This window comes from Clostridioides sp. ES-W-0018-02 (assembly GCF_020658175.1).
In the GTDB taxonomy this organism is placed as follows: Bacteria; Bacillota; Clostridia; order Peptostreptococcales; family Peptostreptococcaceae; genus Clostridioides.
This window is the reverse complement of the sequence record NZ_JACVVY010000004.1, coordinates 348,411-371,433: the sequence shown is the minus strand read 5'-3', so window position 1 is coordinate 371,433 and position 23,023 is coordinate 348,411. Positions and strand designations below refer to the sequence as shown.

The 23,023-nt window shown below is 27.6% G+C and carries 19 protein-coding genes; 11 read left to right on the top strand and 8 right to left on the bottom strand.

Annotated elements, in window-relative coordinates:
• Nucleotides 1-195 precede the first annotated feature (195 nt).
• The 4 genes from IC219_RS12735 (at nucleotide 196) to IC219_RS12720 (ending at nucleotide 5,376) form a co-directional block, all read left to right on the top strand.
• On the top strand, nucleotides 196-1,095 hold the full coding sequence (locus tag IC219_RS12735) for a D-alanine--D-alanine ligase (RefSeq protein ID WP_227482284.1): 900 nt from the start codon (nucleotides 196-198) through the stop codon (nucleotides 1,093-1,095).
• A 23-nt stretch (nucleotides 1,096-1,118) separates the two neighbouring features.
• The gene (locus IC219_RS12730; protein ID WP_227831183.1) at nucleotides 1,119-2,567 is read left to right on the top strand and encodes a PLP-dependent aminotransferase family protein; all 1,449 of its coding nucleotides are present in this window, start codon (nucleotides 1,119-1,121) and stop codon (nucleotides 2,565-2,567) included.
• Between the two features lie 81 nt (nucleotides 2,568-2,648).
• Nucleotides 2,649-3,431 carry a M15 family metallopeptidase gene (locus IC219_RS12725; protein ID WP_227831184.1) on the top strand — a complete coding sequence of 261 codons (783 nt, stop codon included), beginning with the start codon at nucleotides 2,649-2,651 and terminating at the stop codon, nucleotides 3,429-3,431.
• Between the two features lie 25 nt (nucleotides 3,432-3,456).
• On the top strand, nucleotides 3,457-5,376 hold the full coding sequence (locus IC219_RS12720) for an ABC-F family ATP-binding cassette domain-containing protein (RefSeq protein WP_227482282.1): 1,920 nt from the start codon (nucleotides 3,457-3,459) through the stop codon (nucleotides 5,374-5,376).
• A gap of 146 nt (nucleotides 5,377-5,522) precedes the next feature.
• On the opposite strand, the gene IC219_RS12715 is transcribed toward IC219_RS12720, so the two are convergent.
• From IC219_RS12715 to IC219_RS12705, 3 genes are all read right to left on the bottom strand, one after another.
• On the bottom strand, nucleotides 5,523-5,876 hold the full coding sequence (locus tag IC219_RS12715) for a PqqD family peptide modification chaperone (RefSeq protein ID WP_227853328.1): 354 nt from the start codon (nucleotides 5,874-5,876) through the stop codon (nucleotides 5,523-5,525).
• On the bottom strand, nucleotides 5,863-7,791 hold the full coding sequence (locus IC219_RS12710) for an OPT family oligopeptide transporter (RefSeq protein WP_227434308.1): 1,929 nt from the start codon (nucleotides 7,789-7,791) through the stop codon (nucleotides 5,863-5,865). The genes IC219_RS12715 and IC219_RS12710 overlap by 14 nt, the downstream gene beginning before the upstream one ends.
• 410 nt (nucleotides 7,792-8,201) lie before the next feature.
• Entirely contained in the window at nucleotides 8,202-10,391 is a 2,190-nt protein-coding gene (locus IC219_RS12705; protein ID WP_227831186.1) for an amino acid adenylation domain-containing protein, read from the bottom strand.
• A gap of 336 nt (nucleotides 10,392-10,727) precedes the next feature.
• Between IC219_RS12705 and IC219_RS12700 the strand changes: the two genes are divergently transcribed.
• Nucleotides 10,728-11,459 (top strand): glycerophosphodiester phosphodiesterase, encoded by a 732-nt coding sequence (locus IC219_RS12700; protein ID WP_227434306.1) that lies wholly within the window; start codon nucleotides 10,728-10,730, stop codon nucleotides 11,457-11,459.
• Between the two features lie 79 nt (nucleotides 11,460-11,538).
• The gene (locus tag IC219_RS12695) at nucleotides 11,539-12,177 is read left to right on the top strand and encodes an isochorismatase family cysteine hydrolase (RefSeq protein ID WP_227434305.1); all 639 of its coding nucleotides are present in this window, start codon (nucleotides 11,539-11,541) and stop codon (nucleotides 12,175-12,177) included.
• Between the two features lie 222 nt (nucleotides 12,178-12,399).
• On the opposite strand, the gene IC219_RS12690 is transcribed toward IC219_RS12695, so the two are convergent.
• A complete protein-coding gene (locus IC219_RS12690; protein ID WP_227434304.1) occupies nucleotides 12,400-12,993 on the bottom strand; it encodes a DUF3867 domain-containing protein in 594 nt (197 codons plus the stop codon).
• A 70-nt stretch (nucleotides 12,994-13,063) separates the two neighbouring features.
• Nucleotides 13,064-13,927, bottom strand: coding sequence for a S66 peptidase family protein (locus IC219_RS12685; protein ID WP_227434303.1), 864 nt, complete (start codon nucleotides 13,925-13,927; stop codon nucleotides 13,064-13,066).
• Nucleotides 13,928-14,100: 173 nt separating this feature from the next.
• Here IC219_RS12685 and IC219_RS12680 point away from each other — a divergent pair, with 173 nt between their 5' ends.
• The 4 genes from IC219_RS12680 to IC219_RS12665 all read left to right on the top strand — a co-directional run bounded on the left by IC219_RS12680 (nucleotide 14,101) and on the right by IC219_RS12665 (nucleotide 17,722).
• Nucleotides 14,101-15,270 (top strand): M20 family metallopeptidase, encoded by a 1,170-nt coding sequence (locus tag IC219_RS12680; protein WP_227831187.1) that lies wholly within the window; start codon nucleotides 14,101-14,103, stop codon nucleotides 15,268-15,270.
• 97 nt (nucleotides 15,271-15,367) lie between these two features.
• Nucleotides 15,368-15,844 (top strand): SAM-dependent methyltransferase, encoded by a 477-nt coding sequence (locus tag IC219_RS12675; RefSeq protein ID WP_227482276.1) that lies wholly within the window; start codon nucleotides 15,368-15,370, stop codon nucleotides 15,842-15,844.
• 617 nt (nucleotides 15,845-16,461) lie between these two features.
• The gene (locus IC219_RS12670) at nucleotides 16,462-17,256 is read left to right on the top strand and encodes a M55 family metallopeptidase (RefSeq protein WP_227831188.1); all 795 of its coding nucleotides are present in this window, start codon (nucleotides 16,462-16,464) and stop codon (nucleotides 17,254-17,256) included.
• 22 nt (nucleotides 17,257-17,278) lie between these two features.
• Nucleotides 17,279-17,722, top strand: coding sequence for a regulatory YrvL family protein (locus IC219_RS12665; RefSeq protein ID WP_227434299.1), 444 nt, complete (start codon nucleotides 17,279-17,281; stop codon nucleotides 17,720-17,722).
• Between the two features lie 78 nt (nucleotides 17,723-17,800).
• On the opposite strand, the gene IC219_RS12660 is transcribed toward IC219_RS12665, so the two are convergent.
• Entirely contained in the window at nucleotides 17,801-19,087 is a 1,287-nt protein-coding gene (locus IC219_RS12660) for a Gfo/Idh/MocA family protein (RefSeq protein WP_227434298.1), read from the bottom strand.
• A gap of 186 nt (nucleotides 19,088-19,273) precedes the next feature.
• Nucleotides 19,274-20,173 carry a DMT family transporter gene (locus IC219_RS12655; RefSeq protein WP_227482274.1) on the bottom strand — a complete coding sequence of 300 codons (900 nt, stop codon included), beginning with the start codon at nucleotides 20,171-20,173 and terminating at the stop codon, nucleotides 19,274-19,276.
• A 301-nt stretch (nucleotides 20,174-20,474) separates the two neighbouring features.
• Between IC219_RS12655 and IC219_RS12650 the strand changes: the two genes are divergently transcribed.
• Nucleotides 20,475-20,819, top strand: coding sequence for a RidA family protein (locus IC219_RS12650; RefSeq protein ID WP_227434296.1), 345 nt, complete (start codon nucleotides 20,475-20,477; stop codon nucleotides 20,817-20,819).
• Between the two features lie 96 nt (nucleotides 20,820-20,915).
• Here IC219_RS12650 and IC219_RS12645 read toward each other — a convergent pair whose 3' ends face one another.
• The gene (locus IC219_RS12645; RefSeq protein ID WP_227482273.1) at nucleotides 20,916-23,012 is read right to left on the bottom strand and encodes a CocE/NonD family hydrolase; all 2,097 of its coding nucleotides are present in this window, start codon (nucleotides 23,010-23,012) and stop codon (nucleotides 20,916-20,918) included.
• Between the last annotated feature and the right edge of the window lie 11 nt (nucleotides 23,013-23,023).

Sequence of the window (23,023 nt, the reverse complement as noted above, 5' to 3'; positions counted from 1 at the left end):
AAAAATAATGATATAAATAAAGTTAAAAAATCATTCAAATCTATCTGTAAGTTAGATTATCACTCTAAAACCACACATAATATAAACTTCACATGTAGTGGTACTTTCATCATCAACCATTAATTCATATAATTAAGTAAGTAAATTAAAAAATTTAATTTAAAAATAATAAAATTTAAAATAGGAGTGTATAATATGAAAATAGCAGTTATAATGGGTGGAATATCATCAGAGAGAGAAGTTTCTTTAAATTCAGGAAAAGAAATATATAATAATCTTGATAAAAGTAAATACGATGTTGTAAAGGTGATAATAGATGATAAAAAAGATATATTTACAAAAATACCAGAAGATACAGATTTTGCAGTACTAGCACTACATGGGAAATTTGGTGAAGATGGATGCATTCAGTCAGTACTTGAGACTATGGATATACCATATTCTGGATGTGGACCTCTTTGTAGTGGAATGTGTATGGACAAAAACATCACTAAAAAAATGCTTAGAGATTCAGACCTTCCTACTGCTCCATGGGCTTTAGTAAAATCAATTGATGAAATAAATTATGATGAGATAGACAAAATAGGCTATCCAGTATTTATAAAACCAAATTCAGGAGGTTCAAGTGTTGCTACATTCTTCATCCATTCCAAAGATGAAGTTGAAGAAGCAGTTCGTAAAGGTTTAGAAGTTGATGAGTTTGTAATGATTGAAAAATATATACCAGGTGGAGAATATACTTCATTCATATTAAATGGCGAAGTATTTCCTACTATATCTATAAAATCAGACTCAGGATTCTTTGATTATGAAGCTAAATACTCACTTGAAAAAGGAGCAAAAGAAGAAGTTATTTATTTAGATGATGAACTTCAAAAAAGAGTAAATGAGATTTCTGAGACTTGTTGGAAAATTTTTAATTGCAAAGCATATGTAAGAGTTGATATGATTATAAGTGAAGGTATTCCTTATGTTCTTGAGCTAAATACTCTTCCTGGCATGACTAAAACTAGTTTAATACCTAGAAGTGCCGCTGCTAAAGGTCTTGAGTATAGCCAATTATTAGATAAACTTATAGAATACTCTTTAAATTAGATAATACAATTTGAGGTGGTAATTTGATATTTTCAAATCTAAGATTAAATGATAGTGAACCAATTTATATACAAATTAAAAATTATATAAGTGATATGATATCAAAAGGATTAATTCCAGACAATAGTAAGCTCCCTTCTACAAGGGAGCTTAGTCAGCTTTTACAAGTTAGTAGAAATTCCATAGTCTTAACTTATGAAGAACTAAAATCAGAGGGCTTAATCTACTCTGTTTCAGGAAAAGGTACATTTGTTAATTCAAAAAATAAATCTTCAAACACTACATGGTCTTTAAATTGGGATTGTTTAGAGAATACATACTCTAAAAAAGCTAATGAATTAGATATTATAAAAAGCGAAATACCTTGGAGCTCTAACCTAATATCATTTAAAAGTATATCTCCTGATGGAGATTTATTTGATATGGAGGAATTAAAAAAATCTTTTTTAAATAGAATCTCATTAGAAGGTCACAAACTACTTAACTATGGATATGCACAAGGTTATAAACCTCTTATTGACTATTTGCTTGAATATATGACAAATAAGGGCGTTGATATTAATAACAAAGATATATTAATTACAAATGGATTTACAGAAGGCTTTGATATTATTATGTCCTCTTTCACTCAAGAAGGAGACTATATAATTTGTGAAAATCCTACTCACAACACAGCTATAAAAATTATGAAGTCACACAATCTCAATATTTTAGGTGTGGATATATCTGAAAATGGTTTAGATTTCAATATGCTCGAAAATCGTTTAATTGAGTACAAAAATAAAATAAAATTTGCATATATTACACCTTCTTATCACAACCCAACAGGGATTGTAATGACCCCTGAAAATAGATATAGATTCTATAATCTTATGAAAAAATACAATATAGCAATTATAGAAGATGGATTTAATGAAGAATTACTCTACAATAGTTCTCATATATTTCCCCTCTGCTCTCTTGATAATATGAATAATGGTGTTGTATATATTGGTAGCTTTTCAAAAATTTTATTTCCTGGAATAAGAATTGGATGGATTTTTGCAGATAAAAAAGTTATAGATAAGTTAGAAAGTGTAAAAAGGTGCAGAAATATACATGTATCTTTTTTAGACCAAGGTATTTTATTTGATTATTTAAGTAATGGAGGATTTGAAAAATACGTAAAAAAAATACGTAAATTCTATGGGGATAAATTTAACTTCGCCTATGAATGTGTAAAAAAATATATGCAAACGGAATATATCTTAGGTGATGGTGGTTTGCATATATTTATCAAGCTTAAGAATATAGATACTAGAAAGCTATTAGAAAAATGTTACAAAAAAAATGTTATCTTCATGCCTGGAGATTTATTTTTTACAAATGGCTTTGGTTCTGACACTTTAAGACTTGGATTTTCGAGACTCTCTTTTGAAGATATTGAAACTGGTATAAAAATAATAGGAGAAACTATAGATGAAATGTCCTAGGTTAACTAAATATTGTTAGCCTAGTTTATTTTTATGAGGTATAATATATATAGTTTATATGAATCTAACATGGGGGATAATATGAGTAAAAAGTCAAAACGAAAGAAGATTAATAAATTAAAGCTAACAATTGTAATAACTGTATTATTTCTTGCCTTACTATCTATATATGAGATATTTTTCTCTAAATCCAACAAAAAAGATAATATAAAAAGTCAAGAAACTATGCAAGATAAAAACAATACAACAGAGGATTCTAAAAATAATCAAAACTCTACTAAAAAACAGGAAGATAACAACATTAAGCCCACTTTTTCATATTCTTCAATACCAGATAACATAAAAAACAAAATGATTGGTAAATCTATGCCTTCTGATGAACCTATAGGATTTGATAGTTTATCTTACTTGCAACTTACCTACTACGGATTTGATGAAAAAACTCATCAAGGTGAGATGATAGTAAATAGTGAACTAGCTTCAGAAGTTGTCGATATTTTTAAAGAGTTATATGAAAAAAAATATCCAATTGAAAAAATTAAATTAATAGACGATTATGATGCTGTAGATGAAAAATCTATGTCTGATAATAATACATCTGCATTTTGTTATAGAACTGTAGCTGGTACAAATACTGTCTCAAATCATGGTAAAGGACGTGCTATAGATATAAATCCATTACAAAACCCACATGTTTCTGGAGACAATGTTAGCCCTAAGGTAAGCACTGTTTATGCAGATAGGTCGGCTTTAAAATTTGGAATGATAAAAAAGGGTGATGATTGTTATAATGCTTTTGTAAGCAGAGGTTGGAGTTGGGGTGGATATTGGAAAAACCCAGACTACCAACATTTTGAAAAATAATAGATTAGAAATAAAGGTGAATTATATGAATTTAATGACATTGGAAAATATAAGTAAAAGCTATTCTGAAAAAAAATTACTTGAAAATATATCTCTTGGTATCAATGATGGAGAAAAAATAGGACTTATTGGTGTAAATGGTACTGGTAAATCTACTTTACTTAAAATTATTGCAGGAACTGAAGAAAGTGAAACTGGCAATATAACAAAGGCTAATGGTATTAGAGTAGAATATCTTCCTCAAAACCCAACTTATGATGAAAATTCAACTGTTCTAGAACAAGTATTTAATGGAACTTCAGAAGAATTAAAACTACTTGGTAAATACCAAGAAACTTTAGAAAAACTTAATTCTAACTTTACAGATGAACTAAATAAAAAATTATTATCCATGCATGAGAAGATAGATGCTTTAAACCTTTGGGATTTAGAAAGCGAAGCCAAATCTGTACTTACAAAGCTTGGTATAAATGATTTCAATCAAAAAATAATAGAACTTTCTGGTGGTCAAAGAAAAAGAGTTTCTCTAGCCTCAGCTCTTATTACTCCTTGTGAGCTTTTAATATTAGATGAACCAACAAACCATCTAGATAATGATACCATCGATTGGCTTGAAGAATACCTAAATTCAAGAAAAGGTTCATTGCTTATGATAACTCATGATAGATATTTTTTAGACCGTGTTACAAATAGAATAATTGAATTAGATAAAGGTAGATTATTTAGCTATGATGGTAATTATTCAATATTTTTAGAAAAGAAAATGGAAAGACTTGCATTAGAATCAAGTATTGAGGATAAACGACAAAATTTAATCAGAACAGAACTTGCATGGGTTAGACGTGGAGCTCAAGCTCGTAGCACAAAACAAAAAGCTCGTCTACAAAGATTTGATGAACTTGTAAATAGAGACTCTTTCAAACCTGATGAAAATATTGATATATCGGTTGCCTCAAGTAGGCTTGGAAATAAAATAATAGAAATACACAATATATCTAAATCTTTTGAAGAAGTTACAGTTATAGATAATTTAGAATATACTTTAGCACGTACAGATAGAATTGGCATAATAGGTAAAAATGGTATGGGTAAATCAACTCTAATAAACATAATAAATGGGAAATTAGCCCCTGATAGTGGATATATCTCAATTGGAGAAACTGTAAAAATAGGTTGCTTTTCTCAAGATGATTCTCATATGAACATTGGCATAAGGGCTATAGACTATGTAAAAGAAGCTAGTGATTATATAGAAACTTCTGATGGTACTAGGATTACAGCTTCTCAAATGTGTGAAAGATTCCTTTTTAATGGTACCATGCAGTATACTTTGATAGGCAAACTATCTGGTGGTGAGAGAAGAAGACTACACCTTCTTAGAATTCTTATGACAGCTCCTAATGTACTTCTTTTGGATGAGCCTACAAACGACTTAGATATAGAAACACTAAAAATATTAGAAGAATATCTTGATGAATTTAAAGGTGTAGTAATTACAGTATCACATGATAGATATTTCCTAGATAGAATCTGTAATAAAATATTTGCATATGAAGGAAATGGAAAAATTCATATTTATACAGGTAATTATAGTGACTATCTTATTTATAGAGAGATTCAAGGAATTGAATTTGAAGAATCTAAAAAAGAATCACTTAAAAATGATGATTCAACTGCTCCAAAAAAAGAAAAACCTAAAAATGATAAAAAACTTAAATTCTCATACAATGAGCAAAGAGAGTTTGAAAATATTGATTCTGACATAGAAAAACTTGAATCTAAAATTGCAAAACTTGATGAAAGTACTTCAAAATTTGCAACTGATTTTACTAAACTTCAAGAAATTTTAGATGAAAAATCAAAATTGGAAAAAGAACTTGAGTACAAATATGAAAGATGGGAATATCTAAATAATTTAGCTGACGAAATAGCTAATAATAAATAATATTAAAACATCTAAGTTTAATAACCTTTACTTTAAGTTTATAAGTTATAAATATTTAAAAGAGCTATATGTCTTTAAAAACATATAGCTCTTTTTTAACTATCTTCTAATTTTTATATTCTGATATATCCTATAATAATTCTTTATTATAAGTCTATATCCATTCTTTCAACATAGTGACAATTGACATCAATATGATTAAAAAAAACCAATAACCTTTCATAAAGTGGATAAGATTCTTCTCCATATTTGGATTCTAAGTTTTCACCTATTTCCCTAACAGTCTTTTGACCATCAATTTGTAAAAATACAAAACTAGAATATTCATCTAGCTCTATTTTTTTATATTTAGGTATTCTAGCTTTTAACTTTCTAAAAAACTTTTGAATCTTATGGTCCTGTTTTTCAAGTATAGTTACAATACCATTTTCATCTACTTCATATTCAAGTCCATCAGTAATTTTAAATACAATATCTAAAACATCATTACTCTTGCTCATTATTTTTTACTTTAGATAAAATGATAGGTAATGTTGTAAGTACAACTAAAACTATTAATAAAGCAATTGCCATTGAATTTGTAGCAGCAAAACCACTTGGTACTTTTGGAGTTATAACTCCAGTTACTTGTAATATTATACCTATTAAACCAATGATAGATCCACCTGCAACAAGACCAGAAGATAAACTTATACCATTAGAAACTTTAGCTTCTTTTTCTTTTTCAGATTTAGATACTAGTTCAACAAATAAACGAATTAATGCTCCAACTAATATTATAGAAGTTGTTGCTATTGGTAAATAGAATCCTATAGCTATAGTCATTATTGGTAAGTTTAATGCATATAACACAATTGCCATAAATACTCCAACAATAATCATAACCCAAGGTAAACTACCTGACATAATACCAGAAGTTAATGTTGACATTAAGTTTGCTTGTGGTAATGCAAATTGTACATTATCACCAGTAGCTTTAAGTTGGTCAGAAAGTAATAAGATTACTCCTACAACAACTATAACACCAACTATACTTGCAACTGTGAAGTAACGTTGCATTTCATTTTTGCTACCACCAATGATGTAAGTTACTTTTTGAGATTGAGTATATCCTCCAGCTATAGCAATAGCAACAACTATAAATGACCCAAATAAAAGTAATGATTTATTAGCTTCTAAATCAGTCCATCCCATTATAACAAATACTAATGTTACAATAACTAAAGAAGCTATAGTCATACCAGAAACTGGAAGATTTGATGTTCCTATTGTTCCTGTTAAACGTCCAGCTACTATGACGAATAATAAAGATAATAAAAGAGATATGATAGCTCCAATAATTGCCATAGCAATATTACCAGAAATCAAGAACGCTGCTAAGAACCCAACTACTACTCCACCTAATAAAAGTATCATTTGTATAGATGAACCTTCTTCTGCATCTCCAGTACTTGATTTAGCTTTAAGTGTTTCTTTTATAGAAGCGATTATAGTTGGGATAAGTTTTATTGCACCAATAATACCTCCACAAAGCATCATACCAGCACCTATATATTTTACATAACTACTAGATATAGCTCCAACATCCATTTGGTTAAGAGGCATTGCAGGATTATTCCATACCATAGCTCCATCTTTAGCCATATCAGTAAAGTAACCTATTAAAGGTGCAATACCAAAGTTTGATAAGATACTTCCTGCAAACATTGTTAAAGAAACTTCAAGCCCTACTATAAACCCAATTCCTAAAAGTAGAGGGTTTACTTCAATATCAAATTTCCATTTGTAGAATTTACTTCCTACAAGACTCATTACATTGTTTGCTACATTTAAGAATGAACCAGTTAATACAGTGATAAATCCACTTATTACAAATCCAATTCCCATGTATTTAATTGAGTCTCCACCAGCCTCTGAAGCAACAAGTGTTTCAGATATAGCCATTGATTCTGGGTACATAAGTTTACCATGTTCTTCAATTATTAAATAATTGTGAACTATTGCTGCAACTCCTATACCAAATAAAACACCACCAACTCCAACAGCTAAGCCTTCTAAAAATGTGATTTGGCTTCCAATTAAGATAACTGCTGGTAATACGAAAATGAATCCACTTGCAACAGATTCCCCACCACTTGACATACCTTGGATTAAGTTCTTACCAAGAATACCCTTTTGGCGAGCAAATGCTCCAACAAAAGCAGAACCTATTATAGCTCCTGGAATACCTGCTGCAACTGTAAGACCAGCTTTCATTCCAGAATAAGTTGTAGATGCGGCAAAAATGGCAGCTAAAATGATACCGATAATCAATACAGCTACATTTCCACCGGTTCTGGACTTATCTGTGATGTATGGAACGTAATCTTTTCCACTAACCTCACCATAAGCTCCCTTAGGTAATTTTTTGTTCATAAAATTTTCACCCCTTTTCAGTTTGTATATATTATAACATATATACATATAAAACTTAACTTTTTATTATTTTACAAATAGCGAGTAAAAACTACTAAAATTTAATCCCATATTATTAATTTCTATTTTTAGATATTTTTATGCTAATTTTCTTTTTATTTTTCGATTATACTAAAAAGGATTAAGATAAAAAATAAAAAATTTTTTTATATTAAAATTAAATTTGTTATAAAAACACTTTAAAACACGGAAAAGTATAAAAAATACAATAATCATCCTTATAAACAGATTTTCACCACAGTAAAAATGTACAGAAAATTCTTTCTTTTATGTCAATTGATTCATTCTTGAAAATAGGTGTCATAAAGAAACTTCTATAGTTCCTTTATAACACCTGTCATAATACAAAATCACTCTGGCAATGCCCTTTTATTTACTTTTCCAATTGGTGTAACTGGTATTTTATCTATCCTCATTATTATTGTTGGAATCATGTATGGAGGTAAATGCTCATTTAAATATTCTCTAACTGTTATGTCATTTATTTTTTCACTATCCTCATCATCAATCACATAATATGCACATATATACATATCTCCATCCTCATTTGTTCTTGAGATACAAACAACACTTTTAATTTCTGTAATATTGTTTATTATGTTTTCAATCTCATACAGCTCTATTCTAAATTCATCAATTTTTACTTGATTATCCATCCTACCAATATAATCCAAATTTCCATCATCTAGCCATCTTACCAAATCACCAGTTCTATACATTAATTTATTATGTTCACAAGTTTTGTAAGGATTTTCTACAAATACTTGCTCTGTTAAACCTTTTTTATTTAAATAGCCTCTTGATATTTGGATTCCTGATAGACAGAGTTCTCCTGGAACTCCAATTGGGCATAGTTTATTTTTTTTATCTAATACATATGCATAAGTATTAAAGATTGGCTTACCTATTGGTATTTTCCCATACTCTTTATCCACATGAAAAGAAGTTGATACAACAGTAAATTCTGTTGGTCCATACTCATTATATAACTCATAGTTACGTTTTCTATATCCTTTTAATCTTTCTCCTCCTGTCTGCACAATCCTAAGTGAACTGTTGTTACAGTTTTGTATAAATAATCTTGCAAACGCTGTTGGTAATGCTAATATGGTTATATCATTTTCCTCACAATACTCATTTACTGTATATTCATCAAATTTTGCTTCTTCTGGCATAATGTTTATTGAAGCACCCATCAATAGATATGGAAATAGTTGTTTCATTACAGCATCAAAACTAAAACTTAAATATATCCCACATATATCATTTTCTGTAGCACTTATAGCTTCTATACTATAATAACACATATTTACTAAACTCTTATGCTCTATAGCTATAGTCTTTGGTCTACCAGTTGACCCTGATGTAGATATTGTATATGCACAGTTTGATGGTGTTATTTTTTCAGTTAAGTCATATCTAATTTTAAATATATCTTCATCATTTATATCAATTACTATTGTGTTTTCATTTATAACCTTACATCTAAGTTCGTCTGTAGTTATTACTACTTTTGCATTACTATCTTCAAGAAGGTAATTTAATCTTTCTTCTGGATTACTTGTGTCTATCGGGAAGAATGCTCCTCCTGATTTCATAATTCCTATGGCTGTAACAATTATATTAATGTCTCTTGGCAACATTACAGCTACTATATCTTCACTTTTTACCCCTATATGATTTAAATAGCCTGCAAATCTATCAGTTAACTCATCAAGTTCTCTATATGTCAAATTTCTATTTTCGTCTCTAACAGCTACATTATTAGGTGTTCTCTCAACTTGTTCCCTAAATAAATTAATATAACTTCTGTCATATGGTATCTCACATTGATTATCATTAAAATCTTTCAATAATATTTTTTCTTCTTTCTTACATACAAATTCTAAATCTTCTATTAAAATATTGTTATTCCTTATTATCTGCTCTATTATATAATCAAATTGATTTAATATCCTTCTAATAGTTTCTCTTTTGTATATAGATGGCTTATATTTTATTTTTATTTTTAATGCCCTTTTAGTATAAACTATTACAGATAAATCATATCCTTTTTTTTCTATGTCATAGTCATATGATAAATCAAAACTTTTAGCTACAAATATTGTATTTATAAGTTTAGTATTCAGATGATTTTTATTCTCTATATCTGATAATAAATAGTATCCATATTCTAAAGACCTACTCCATTGCCTTTTTAAATTTTTTACAACATCTATAAACTTTTCGCTTTGTCGAACCTTAACTCTTATAGGAATTATATTTATTGTTTTTCCAAAAACTACATCATCTTCATATGTATACTTTTGTAATATAAGTCCATAGATAGTTTCTATAATAGAGCTTATGCTTATATTATTCATTTTAGAATATTGAATTAGTTTCTCATGTTTTTCAATATCAATCTTAAAAATTTCATCTACAACTTCGTCAGAACAATCTTTATAAAAAAAATCATTTGGAATTTTTGCTAGATTGGTATAATCATCTAACAAATCCATCCAATAATTCATAGCTCGTTCTAAATTAACTTCATACATATCAAAATTCCCCCTTACTACTAAATCTATAGAAAAAATTCTTTTGGAATTTCATTTTTTTAAATACAGAAATATATTAATAATATATATGCAAGCTCTAAACACATGAGCTTGCATAAACTTATACTTATATATTATGACTATTAAATTCGTAATATTTATAATGTTTAAAATATATTATAACACAGATATGATTTTATTTTCTTACATTTATATAATATATAAATTATAAATTGTTATTTAATTAATGTATAATTATATTGTTTAGAATATGATATATTATATTAATTAAAATTTTATAAGAATAAGTTATATTTATTGAAAGGAGCTTTACAAATGAACATTTATGCTCACAGAGGTTTTAGTGGAAAATATCCAGAAAACACTATTCTCGCTTTTAAAAAATGCTTAGATATGGATATATACGGAATAGAACTTGATGTTCACAAGACTAAAGATGGAAAAATTGTAGTTATTCATGATGAAACGGTTGATAGAACTTTTAATGGACATGGTTTTGTAAAAGACCTTACTTTAAGAAAACTAAAAACATTGAACTCATCCTTTGAGGGTTACCAAAACAATAAAGAATGTAAAATTCCAACTTTAGAAGAAGTCTTAATCTTAATTTCGCCTACAGACCTTATCTTAAATATAGAACTAAAAACTGACAAAGTAAATTACACTAATATAGAAAAAGATGTTTTGAAACTTATTTTAAAGTATAATATGAAAAACAGAGTTCTTATATCTAGTTTTAATAGTAATAGCTTAAAAAATTTTCATAAGTTAGAACCCAGTATAAAAACAGCTTTATTATGCTACTTACCTATAAATAATGTAGTTGAATTTGCTAAATTTCTAGGAAATAGCTATCTTCACCCTCCTTTAATTTTAGTAAATGAATCTCTAGTTGAACTTTGTCACAAAAATTTACTAGGTGTCAATGTGTATACTGTAAATGAAGAAGAAGATATGCTACATTGTCTATCTCTTAATGTAGATGGTATTTTTACTAACTATCCAGATATAGCTTTAAACCTTTTACAATCGAAGCAATATAGCTAGTTATATAGTAGTTTATACTCCTTGACTTTTATATGATTAATATGTACAATTTTATTAAATTTAGCTTGGAGGTATACTTATGGATAACTTATTAAATGAACTTAAAGCTTTAAAAAGTAATTTGGATAATTTACCAATAGAAAAAATAGAAAATTACGATTTGAGTAAAACAGTTTTATTTATAATTGATGTCAATAATGGTTTTGCAAAACAAGGTGCCTTATACTCTCCCAGAGTAGAATCTTTGATAAAACCAATTGAAATTTTCGCAAAAAAAATATCAAATAAACTAAATAAAGTAATTGCATTTACTGATTGTCATACACCTAAATCTATAGAACTTTTAAGTTATCCTGTTCACTGTTTAGAAAGTGATGTGGAAAGTGAATTGGTTGACGAAATTAAATCTATAGAAAATCTACAAGTTTTCCCTAAAAACTCTACTAATGGATTTTTCGCACTAGAAAATTTAGACTTTGATGGTATAGACAATATAATTATAGTTGGTGATTGCACAGATATATGTATATATCAATTTGCAATAACTCTAAAATCTTATTTTAATCAATATAATATCGAAAAAAATATAGTTGTTCCTATGAATTTAGTAGACACTTATGACATTCCTAATGTTCATCCTGCAGAGATTTTAAACCTAGTATTTTTTAATAGTATGCTTCAAAATGGAATTAAGGTATTAAAGGAAATTAGCTTATAATAAATACTTTATAGATTTATATAGGGATACAACTTTGATAATAAGATTGTTCTATACAAATATTACTTAATACAATTAATTTAACATAACTAAAGTATATAAATATAGAAATCGCAATTTAAATATTCTTCTATACCTCTTCTGTAGGAGAAATTAAATTGCGACTTCTATTTTTTACATAATACTAATCAACTATACCGCTTCAATAGTTAAATTTACTTTTTAATAATCGTATTTATTTGTAGTTTCACACATAACTACTTTTATCTTTTTATTAAACATATTCTTATATTCTAATAAAAACTCATTTAATTCTGAGTCCATAAGATTTATTTTTTTGTCACTACAAAGCATTATTTTTTCTTGATCTATTATTACATTAATATCATTTAAATCATTTTTTATGAATGTTGTTATACAACTCTTAGGTTGAATTTTTTCACCATATTTCTCATAAAATCCTGCACTCTTTTTAAACGATTCTAAATCTTCTGTAGATACTTTGCTGGAAGTATTATTACTCATAAAACCTGCTGTAGAAGGGTCGATTCCAAAGTTTCTAAGTTGTTTTTCTACTTCTTCAGTGTCCATACCATATCTTTCCATGAACTGTTTTTGTATTTTCATAAACTTTTCTTGAGATATGTCATTATCTTTCATATAATCAAATATTTTTCTTGAAAATTCAGCCATCGACATCTTTCCATCCATAACAGAAAAATATAAGTTATATATGTATTGCTCAAATTTATCTACATCAGAATCTTTAACTTTGTTTTTTAATTCGTTAAAGTCAATTATTCTATCATCAGACATTTTTTATCCTCCTAGCTAAATTTTTACTTGTATAAGATTATACCATACTTCTAATATATTTATATATACACTATTTTTTTAATTTAACCATTTTTTCTGTTGCATCTAATTCACACATTCTTCCTAAAGGAATAGTTATCATTGGTATACAGTGCCCAGATTGTAGATTATATATAGCTGGCTTATTAACCTTCTGCGCAAATTCCTCCAATAGTTCTATTAAATCTTCTTCTTTGATACAGTCTTTAAAATCTCCAAAAATTATACCATTACATTCATCCAGTTTTCCTGAAGAATACAATTGAGTTAACATCCTGTCTAATTTATATTGACATTCTCCAATTTCTTCAATGAATAAAATTTTATCCTTTGCATCTATTTCATATTTAGTTCCTATTGTAGAAATTATTAGAGATAAGTTTCCTCCCATTATTATTCCCTCTGCTTTGCCTTCACATACAGTATAAATCTTTTCTTCTTTTGGATTTTCTAAGTATAACTCATCTTTAAATTCTAAAGCATCTACTAGAGATTTATAAGTAAATTCATCCCATTTAGCTACATTCGCTGCCATTATTCCATGATATGGTAAAAGACCACAATTTTTATAAAAAGCTAGATTTAAACCTGTTATATCAGAAAAACCTATAAATGGTTTAGGATTTTGTTTTATTATTTCGTAATTTATTTTATCTAGTATTCTTGTTGTTCCATAACCTCCTCTTAAACACATAATTATATCTACTTCTTCATCTAAGAACATCTCTTCTATATCTCTTACTCTAATATCATCATTCCCAGCTAAATAACCTTTATAATTTAGTCCACAACTTTCAGAAAATTTAACTTTATAACCATACTTCTCCAAATTAAATTTTATTTCTCCTAGACTTATATTTCTCAATGGTCCAGAAGGCGCAATTACTCCTAACATCTAAACACCTCTTCTTCTAAAATGATATATTCTAATTTATGCTAAACATCTCTACTATAATTATAAGACATTTTATTTATACTTGATACAGAATAATGTTTTATATAGAATAATATAATTATAATAATGAAGAAAAATAAATTTTTAATTTTAATATAGTTAGGATGTGTTTTATGATTAATATTAAAGCTCTTTGCCATGATATAAATGATTGGGTTATAGATATTAGAAGAGATTTACACAAAACTCCAGAACTTGGCTTAGAAGAATTTCAAACTAAGAAAAAAATTATTAAATATTTAGATGAAATAGGTATAAGTTACATTGAATATGAAAATCACACAGGAGTAACTGCATATATAAATGTAAATCCAAACTTTGAGACAATTGCTATAAGAACTGATATAGATGCTTTACCTATAACAGAAAAACTCAATCTTCCTTATAAATCCATTAATTTAGGTAAAATGCATGCATGTGGCCATGATGCACATACTGCTATTTTACTTGGCACTTGTAATATACTATTTAAATTAAAGGATTATTTAAATGTAAATGTAAAGTTTTTTTTCCAACCTGCTGAAGAAACCATTGGTGGCGCTAAACTTATGATAGAAGATGGATGTATGAAAAATCCAGATGTAAATTATATATTTGGTCTTCATGTAAATCCCAATATTGATAAAAGTTTAATTGAACTAAAATACAATACTTTAAATGCATCAACAGATACACTTTGTATAACTGTATATGGCTCAAAATGCCATGGAGCTTATCCTCATCAAGGTGTTGATGCTATAGTTATCTCTGCTCATATCATAACTGCTTTGCAGACAATTGTCAGTCGAAATACAAACCCCACTGATTCTGTAGTTATTTCTTTAGGAAAAATTGAAGGCGGAATTAAAGAAAATATAGTTTGCGATAAAGTTGTTATAAAAGGAACCTTAAGGACTTTAACGCAGGAAACCAGAGATTTTTCAAAAAAACGAATTAGAGAAGTTTGTGATTTTACTTGCAAAACATTTGGTGGAAATATTGATGTTGAAATTGAAGAAGGTTATCCTTCCCTTATAAATTCAAATTCTCTTGTAGATTATGTTAAACAAAATGCAGTAGAATTATTTGGAAAAGAAAATATTTTGATTAAAGATACACCTACTCTTGGTGCTGAAGATTTTTCATATTTTTTGGAATATTGTGAAGGTGTTTTTTATCACCTTGGTTGTGCAAATCAGGGAAAAAATATTAATTCTCCTCTTCATACAGATACCTTTGATATTGATGAAGATTGTCTTATTACTGGTGTTATGCTTCATTCAAAAAATGTATTATCCTTTTAATTATATGCTTCTATCTCCTTTTTATATTGACTCTCACATGGTGTTAGGGTTTACTCTAAAATTACAAATAACAAACCAAATAATTGGAGGTAATATTATGAAACAAATTTTAGTAAACCCTATAGGAAAAATACGTGTTCAAGGTGAAGAAATTTCTATCAAATTGGATAAAAAGTATATACCTGCATTAAAAGCACTTGATGAATTTAGTCATTTAAATGTAATCTGGTGGTTTGATGGATTTGATGATGTTGAAGCAAGAAGTATCTTAGAAACTCCAAAGCCTTATAAAAAAGCACCTGATGTTATGGGAATATTTGCGACAAGGTCACCTATTAGACCTAACCCAATAGCATTAACTACTGTACAAATTATTAGCATCGACCATGAGCATGGTATAATAAGAATTCCATATATCGATGCTAATGATAATAGCCCTGTTATCGACTTAAAACCATATACTCCAAGTATTGATAGAGTTGAAAATCCCTCAGTCCCTGAATGGTGTAGTCATTGGCCTAAATGTGTAGAAAAATCAGGGGAATTTGATTGGGAAAATGAATTTGAATTTTAATTTATTTTAGATAGAGTATTAAATTAAAGGTAGAGTATTAAATTAAAAAATTCTAATTTAATACTCTACCTTATTATATTTTAATTCTATAAAATATTCGTTGTATTTCATTTTCTTGAATTATATAATTGATTTTATCCACTTTCATATTGGCAAATTATCTTGTATACTTAATATAAATAATTATAAAGGAGAATACTCATGACAATATTTAGTCTACAAACAGCAAATTTATTTGGATGGATAGCTATTTATAGCCCCTTAAACATCTTCTTTTTTACTAATTCTATAGAATAATTCTATAATTCCACTCTTTCTCCTAATCTTAAAACACTACAACCATTAAACAAACTTAAAAATAATATCTATCAATGTTTTAAGTATGTTAAACTAGTAAATGTAGCTACTTCTGTGTTACAATTTTATATAAATATTGTATATAGCAATAATAGGATAATAGATACTAGTTAGTGTTATATTTCTAATATCAGTTATTTTTCAGTTACAGATTTAATAATAATTAATAATGAGAAATAATATTTTTCTACCTCTTATTAATTGTATGTTTACTGTTATCTGTTATTATCATTAATAATAAATTTAAGGGGGCTTATATTATGAAGTTATATTTAAGTGCCGATATAGAAGGTACTTGTGGCATTGTAAATTGGGATGAAACAAAGCTTGAATGTGAATTTTCACAACACTATAGAACACAAATGAGCAAAGAAATAGCAGCTGCATGTAATGGAGCTACTCAGTCTGGTATGCATGAAATACTTGTTAAAGATGCACATGATAGTGGTAGAAATATTAATCCAGATATTTTACCTGAAAATGTCAAAATCCTTAGAGGATGGACTAAAGACCCACTAGTTATGATGGCTGGTATTGATAAAAGTTTTGATGCATGTGTATTTACTGGCTATCATTCTGGAGCTACTTGTAATGGGAATCCACTTTCTCATACTATGGATATTGACTATGACTATTTTAAAATAAATGATGAAATAGCATCTGAATTTACTATAAATGCTTATGCTGCTGCATACTATAATGTTCCTGTAGCATTTTTAAGTGGAGATGAAATGCTTTGTGAAAGTGCAAAAAAACTAAACCCAAATATAATCACTGTTCCTGTTTCAAAGGGAATTGGAAATGGCTCAATTTCAATCCACCCAAATCTTGCACTAAAAAAAATAGAAGAAGGTGTTCAAGAATCTTTATCTGGAAATTTATCTAGACACTTAATAAAATTACCAAACAAATTTAAAATTGAAATAAAGTTTAGAGAACATTACAAGGCTTTTAAAGCTTCTTTTTACCCAAGTATGAAAAAACTAGATTCTCAAACAATACTATTTGAAACAGAAGATTATTATGAATTTTTAAGAATGTTGTTATTTATATAAATTTCATGTTATACATAAGGAGTTGATTAAGATAAGTAATAAAAGAAGGATTCCTTTAGGCGAATTTATTTCTGTATTTTTATTTTTTGCTGTTTTTTTTGGTATAACTTTTTGTATTTTCACTGTTATAGGAATTGGCTTCTTATCATTCTTAGGTTTTGAATATAAATCTCTTGGGTCTGTACTAATTTTCTTTTTAATATATTTTTGTATAACTACCCCAATTGATTTTCTATGCACTACCATTTTAGATATATTTAGATATGTAAACAAATTGCCGTATTCAATTTATAAATTTTGCGAATTTATAATTGATTTTATACTGACTTTTTTAGCTATGAACATAATTGATACATTTATGGATTCAATAATGATTCCTTTAAGTACAGAAATTTTATTTGCCTTACTTTCTTATCTCTTATCTGAATGCATGGATTTTTTTGATAAAGATAAGAAAAAATCTTAATAAAAAGATAGATTACTTAATAGACGATTTATATATCCCTATTATCTAATCTATCTTTATTTGTGTAATCTTTTATATTTAAAATATAGTTTCTTCTATTTCTTTAGTCATCTTTATAGCATCATCAAAAAATTTATCTATATGCACCACTTCATCACTCAATCTTGAATACTCTGCTGCAAATGCCATTACATGACTTTCTATAGCATCTTTTGCTGCTGCTCTTCCTTTTTCTAAGTCTTTATTTAAAACTAATTTAATAAATTCAGTTATGAGATTTCTATCATATTCTTCTACCATATCTTTCTTATTTGATGGATTTATAACTACTTCTTCATTTTTTCCAAATTCTTTAATTCTTATCTCATTTTTATTTAAATCTCCACCAACTTCTCCCTGACTAAACATCATCTTTATAGTTCTTCCATTTTCTTTAGTAAATGCACATAAATTAAAAGTAGCAGTTACTCCATTTTCAAATTGTAATATATTTACCATGTTATCTACTACATTATTATCACATCTGTAAACACATCTTCCATATGGACTTGTCTCAAGTATCTTTAAAAGATTCTCTTTTGTAGGATTTATATGCACAGCTCTATTTATATTTCTGTCATTTTCTAGGTAAATTTGTTTTGCAGAATATGGACATTTCTTTTCTACCAAACATTGAAGGCAATTCTGTGCCATTTCTCCCCCAGCATTTTCATTATTAAGATGCTTTAAACTTCCAAATGCAGAGATTTTTTTACATCTACTACCTACCAAATATAATAGAATATCCATATCATGACAACTCTTCGCCAAAATCAAAGGGCTTGTCTCATTACTATTTCTCCAATTCCCTCTAGTAAAACTATGAGCAAAATGCCAATAGCCTATATTCTCATTATATTGTATACTAACTAATTCTCCTAATTTTTTACTTTCTACAATTTCTCTTAATTTATTGTAAAATGGAGAATATCTAAGTACATGACAAATCATAAAAATCTTATCTTTATACTTCTCACATAGGTCATTTATATGTACTAATCCATCTAAACTATTAGACATTGGTTTTTCCAATAATATATGATAACCTTTTTGAAGAGCTAAACTTGCTACATCATAATGTCTATCATCATTTGTAGCTATTATGACTGCATCTGCCATTTTATCCTGTTTAAAGAATTCTTCTAGACTTTCAAATACATTTTTGCTATTTAAGTTATACTTCTGTGCAAATAATTCACGTCTTCCTTTTTTTGGCTCTGCTACAGCAACTATCTCACATGTATCAGAATTTTCATAAATATATGGAGCATATGCATATGTACCTCTATTACCTGCTCCAACCACAGCAACTTTTACTTTTTCCATACTTTAAATTATCCCCTTTATATTATTCTACTACTTTATTATATTCTATTTTTAAATATATTTGGATATTTTTGATAAAAGAAACAGCAGTTATAGTTTTTTACTTTTAACTGCTGTTTTAACTTAATATGCTATTCTTTTTTAGAATCATATTATTTATTTTTAATGTAAATTTTAATACTATTTTTATTTATTTTGCTTGTCAATTTCTTTTTCTAGCTTGTCTAATTTTTTATTGTATAAAAACATATAAAATGCTGCTGAAAAGACTATCACATATCCTACAACACTTAGCATATCTGGATAAACATTAAACAAGAATATACTCAAGATTGCTGAAAATATTATATTACTATAGTCAAATATAGAAATTTCTTTGGCTGGCGCATACTTATATGCTAAAGTTATACCAAATTGACCTAAACTTGCAAATACTCCACCTAGTAATAAATATACAAGTTGCATAAGAGTCATTGGTTCATACACTGCAAAAGCTATTGGTCCTACAGTAACTAATGAAAAAACTGAAAAGAAAAACACAATTGTATAATAATCTTCTCTATCTCCAAGAATTCTTAAACAAGTATATGCCATTGCTGCAAATACAGCTCCTGCAACTCCTCCTAGATATGGAATTACTTCAACACTAAATGTTGGTTTTATTATAAATAAAGCTCCTATAAATGCAATTATAATTGCCCCTATCTGCTTTATGTTTATTTTTTCTTTTAGAATAATTGCACAAAATATAACTACGAGAAAAGGACTCATTTTATTTAGCATATTAGCATCTGAAAGCATCAACTTATCAATTGCATAATAGTTAAATATAACCCCTAAAGTTCCAAAAATTGACCTATATAAAAGAACTTTCATATTTTCTTTTTTACCTGTTAAACTTCCTTTATGTTTTATGATTAGCCAAAACGCTATTATAGCCGATACCAAGTTTCTAAAAAATACTTTTTGAAAACTTGGTAAATCGCCTGCCAGTTTTACAAATGCAGACATCATTGCAAAACCAAGAGCTGATGCTATTATAAACATTATACCTTTTATTCGATTTGATTTGATTGTACTACTCATATTTACCTCTTTTCTATACAAATACATAAACCTATATTTAAAAACTACTTAAAAAACTAAAATTTCTAAATTAAATAATAATTATCTAAATATTCCAATTTATACTATAATTAAAAGTATAAATTATGTCAAGTAACTAATAAATCTTTTCAATTAATAACAATAATAATTATAAGTAAAAAGTTATATCTTTTTATAGATTATTCGCCAAATATATACTATAATTTTATATAGTATAGACTTTTTTTAATTTATTATTTAGATTTTTAGTGGATTTTTTAATTATGGAGGTATTTAAAATATGGAAATAAAAAGATATGAAGGAACTGGAAGAATGAGTAGAGCTGTAGTTCACAACAATACAGTTTATTTATGTGGACAAACTCATGCTGAAGGAGGAGTAGTTGAGCAAACTACTGAAGTTTTAAATAAAATAGAAGATTTATTAAACAAATATGGTTCAGACAAACAACATTTACTATCTGTTACCATTTATTTAAGAGATATGAAGGACTTTGAAGCTATGAACTCTGTATGGGATGCTTGGGTTGAAAAAGGATTTGAACCTGCTAGAGCTTGTGTTGAAGCTAGACTTGCTAGAGAACACTTATTAGTTGAAATGAGCGTTGTTGCTGCTACAAAATAATTGTTTTAAATTTAATAAGCAAATATAATTACTTTAACCTATAAGGAGATATAGTATTGATTAATACTACATCTCCTTATTATTTAATTCATCAATTTAATTGTTTTCTATTGGCAATATCAACCTAGATGGATATTTTCCTCCATGATAAATTGCATTTTTTGCTTTTATATACTCAATACTATTATAACTATCTTCAGTGTTACTATTTTGGAATATAAAGTTTTTCGCACTAGATGTTATATCTAACCTAATTCTATGCCCAGTTTTAAATGTATTTGATATTTTTGAAGTTGTTATTGTAAACTTATAAATTTCTCCTTCTTCCATAAATTCTGACTTGTAAAAACTATTTCTGAATCTAGCACTTAGTATACCATCAGCTAATTTAATTGAGTTTCCATCTAAATCCACATCCATAATTTTTATAACCCAATCAGTATCTTTTGCCGAACTTGATGCAAAAAATTCCAACTTTATATCACCTGTTATAGTAAATTCTTCACTAAAAGCATCTGATGTGTAGCACAACATATCACTTCTTTTCTCCAAATCTTTATAATTATTTGGAACTCCCACTTCATTTTCTGACATATCAATCAACTGTATTGAAGGGTCTTTTGGATTATATATGTAACTATCATAATTTTCTTTTGAACATTCTTCAAAAGATAGTTTTCCATCTCCTAAAGATGTATTAGCATTTCCACCACTTATTAAATAGATACTTTTATCTATTTTATTTGCTATTGGCCAATTATCTGCCATCTTCCATTCATTCGAACCTACTGAATAATACTCTATTGGAGCAGTCTTATCTATATCATTTTCTACTCCTTTTAAGTATTTATCAAACCATAATAGATAGTTATAGTCTACATCATACCTCAATGAATTATCTCCAAAAGGAATATCATTTATATCCCTTATCGTGTTTGAATTATGCATCCATGGACCTAATATAGCCTTTCTCTTTCCTCTTTCATAATTTTTTATTACATCCAAAGCTTCTGTAGTACCCATACCATTATCATCATACCATCCAGATATGACTAATGCAGGCACATTTATTTTATCTTTTTTTAGATGCCAATCCATCCTATCCCAATATTCATCCTTTTCTACTCTTTTTATCCACTCTTCTAAAAATTCTATTCTATATCCAAGTGCTTCAATAGGTATATTTTGTATCGGTCTTATATTTAAAACATCATCCCAGTCATCTCTTAGCATTTTACTTCTATCAACTTTATTTCTTGATACCATAAATGCCCATGCAAGCATTCCAGATACAAAAGCTCCACCTTTTCTTGGTATGTCAATAAAAGGACTACCTGCTGTAACTATACTAATTAAAGCTTTTAGATGTTTGTTTCCTGAAGATGCAGCTGCCCATTGAACATAACCAAGATATGAGGCTCCCATCATTCCAACAACTTCATTTGACCAGTCTTGTGCTACTATCCAATTTATAGTACTATCTCCATCTTCTCTTTCATAAATCATAGGCTCCCACTTACCTTCTGATTCATTTCTTCCCCTGACATCTTGTATTACAACAGCATATCCCCTTTGTACATACTTATAATATATTTCTTTGTCATTTTCTTTTCCATATGGAGTTCTCATAAGAATTGTAGGTACTTTTTTAGTAGAGTCTTCAAACTTAGGAAGATATACATCTGTAGAAAGTTTTATTCCATCTTTCATATCAATCATATAATTTCCATCAAATTTTATAGGATATATCGCTTCATTTTTATGTGTTTTATTCCACTCTTTTAATATCGTATAATCCTCATATTCATCCATAATTAGTATAGTACAAGTTTCCCTGGACAAGCATATAAAACCAACTATTTTATTATCCAAAACAATTACATCTAAAGGAAATTTTTTATTTCTTTGAACCCAGATATAGTCATTAAACTTAGAATATGTTTCTCCTAACTCATTTACAACCATACTTTTATCTGTGTTTATTAAGCTATTACTATAAACATTAAAGTTTTCAAATAAGAAGTTTAAATCTATTTTTGTAAGATTTAAATAATATATTCCTTCATCTTTATTCATAGGTTTTATTTCTTCTATTTCATTTGTAAAAGGATTTAATTTTTCAATAAGTAATGTTTCATCAAATACTACATTACCACTATACAAACCAGATATATATAACTTAAACTTTTTCAATAAAATTCACC